This is a genomic window from Microbacterium sp. UBA3394 (assembly GCF_002358725.1).
Taxonomy (GTDB): domain Bacteria; phylum Actinomycetota; class Actinomycetes; order Actinomycetales; family Microbacteriaceae; genus Microbacterium; species Microbacterium luteum.
Map to the genome: position 1 here is coordinate 1 of NZ_DEPK01000253.1, position 2,572 is coordinate 2,572.

Below are 2,572 nucleotides of genomic sequence, written 5' to 3' on the forward strand. Positions count from 1 at the left end.
CCCGAGCGCACTGTGCCGGTGCTCGCGGCCGGCGAGGGCCCGAAGACGCTGTCTCTCACGGGCGAGGTCGCCGACGGCACCGTCCTCACCGCGGGATCCAGCCCCGCCATGGTGCGCTCCGCCGCCTCGCGCATCCATGCCGCCCGTGAAGCGGCGGGCCGCACGGGACCCCACGAGATCGTGGTGTTCCTCATGTGCGCGTTCGGCGACACGGCCTCAGCGCTCGAGGCGGAGTTCGACGCGTGGGGCTTCAGCGGTGAGCGCCGCTTCGCCGCATCCGGCGACGATGCCGCGGTGGCCGAGGCGATCGCCGCGCTCACCGACGCCGGCGCGACGAGCGTCATCCTGCAGCCGCTGGCGCACGACGCCGACCTCGCCCCCTACGCCGACGCGACGGCACGGGTGACCGCGATCGTCCGCGCCGCCGAGCCGCCCCGCCCCTGACGACGGGCCGGGCGACCCGGCCGCGGGCAGCCCGGGCGGCCCGGCACCTCGGGTCAGAACGGGTTCGGGGTGAGGGTGTACTTCGTCTGGAGGTACTCGTGGATGCCCTCGGCGCCGCCCTCGCGGCCGAGACCCGACATCTTCCAGCCGCCGAAGGGGGCGGCGGCGTTGGATACCACGCCGACGTTGAGCCCCATCATCCCCGTCTCGAGACGCTCGATCATGCGCTGGCCGCGCGCGAGGTTCTCGGTGAAGACGTACGAGACCAGGCCGTACTCGGTGTCGTTCGCCAGCCGCACCGCGTCGTCTTCGTCGTCGAAGGGCACGATCGCCAGGACCGGTCCGAAGATCTCCTCGCGAAGGATGTCGCTGCCGGCCGCGACGTCGGTGACGACCGTCGGCTCGAAGAACGTTCCCGCTCCGGTCACCGGCGATCCGCCCGTGCGCACCTGAGCCCCGCGGTCGACGGCGTCGGCCACGAGCGATCGCGCCTTCTCGACGGCGCGATCGTCGATGAGCGGACCGATCGCCACGCCCTCCTCGGTGCCGCGACCGATGCGCATGCCCTGCACGCGCTCGGTCACGCGGCGGGCGAACTCGTCGGCGACCGAGCGGTGCACGATGAACCGGTTCGCCGCGGTGCACGCCTGACCGATGTTGCGGAACTTCGCCAGCATCGCGCCGTCGACCGCCTTGTCGAGGTCGGCGTCGTCGAAGACGACGAACGGAGCATTGCCGCCGAGCTCCATCGACGTGCGCAGCACTCCCTGCGCGGCCTGCTCGAGGAGCTTCTGCCCGACCGGGGTGGATCCGGTGAAGGAGAGCTTGCGCAGCCGCGGGTCGCGGATGATGGGCTCCGAGACGGCGCCGCTCGACGACGTCGTGATGACGTTCACGACACCGTCGGGAAGCCCGGCATCCTGCAGCAGCTTGACGAAGAAGAGCGTCGTGAGCGGGGTGAGCTCGGCGGGCTTGACCACGACGGTGCAGCCGGCGGCGAGGGCCGGTGCGATCTTGCGCGTGGCCATCGCCAGCGGGAAGTTCCAGGGGGTGATGAGGTAGCACGGGCCGACCGGGTGCTGCGTGACGATCATGCGGCCGGTGCCCTCGGGGTTCGCCCCGTAGCGTCCCGAGGCCCGCACCGCCTCTTCGCTGAACCAGCGGAGGAACTCCCCGCCGTACGCGACCTCGCCGCGCGCCTCGGCGAGCGGCTTGCCCATCTCGAGCGTCATCAGGAGGGCGATGTCCTCCTTGCGCTCCTGCAGGAGGTCGAAGGCGCGACGGAGCAGCTCGGCGCGTTCGCGCGCGGGCGTCTGCGCCCACGACGGGAAGGCCTCGACGGCGGCGTCCATGGCGGCGGCGCCGTCGGCGACCGACGCGTCGGCGATGGTCAGCAGGCGTTCCCCGGTCGCCGGGTCGAACACCGGCAGGGTGGCGCCGCCCTCGGCGGCGCGCCACTGCCCGCCGATGAACAGCCCGTCGGGGACGTGGGCCAGAAGTGCGGTCTCTCGGTTCTCTGTCATCGATGACTCCCTGTGTCGGATGCCGCGGCATCCTCTCGATCGTGCTCGATCGCGAAACGCATGTCGGTGCCATTCTGCCGCGCCGGCGGAGCACCCGCGCCCTCCACCGCGTACAACGGCGAGCTCGACCTTCGCCGCGACGGCGAACGAGCCGATCCAGACCGACCCGACGGTCGCGCCCGCACCTACCGCGGCCACTGAGCGGGAGACGCTGCCGCGTCCACCCCGCGAGTGCACCGTGAACAAGACAGGAGATTCGGCGGGATCAGCCGCTGTGGGAGGCTTCCCGCGGGCTTCTGACCCGAATCTCCTGTCTTGTTCACACCGGGCGCGACAAGCCGCGCCGCAGCGGCGAACGAACCGATCCTGGCGGACCCGACGGTCGCGTGGTTGCATGAAGCGAGGCAGCGCCGCCTCGAGGCGCGGCCCGGGAGGCACGTATGACCGTCATCACCACCGTCGGCACCGCCGAACGGCATCTTTCCGCCGAGCGTGCCACGCTCGTCGCGCGCGTGTCGGTCTCGGATGCCGACCGCACCACCGCGATCGCCGCGGCGACCGCGCTGCACAACCGGCTGGCAGCGCGGGCGGGCGAACTCCACGCC

The 2,572-nt window shown here is 72.1% G+C and carries 2 protein-coding genes; one reads left to right on the forward strand and one right to left on the reverse strand.

Annotated features, from left to right (window positions below; translation table 11 throughout):
• A partial coding sequence (locus B4E30_RS15015) for an LLM class flavin-dependent oxidoreductase (RefSeq protein ID WP_286795957.1) occupies nt 1–444 on the forward strand: 444 nt, incomplete at its 5' end.
• Between the two features lie 53 nt (nt 445–497).
• On the opposite strand, the gene B4E30_RS15020 is transcribed toward B4E30_RS15015, so the two are convergent.
• Nucleotides 498–1,967, reverse strand: a complete 1,470-nt coding sequence (locus tag B4E30_RS15020; RefSeq protein ID WP_286795959.1) for an NAD-dependent succinate-semialdehyde dehydrogenase — start codon at nt 1,965–1,967, stop codon at nt 498–500.
• Nucleotides 1,968–2,572 lie beyond the last annotated feature (605 nt).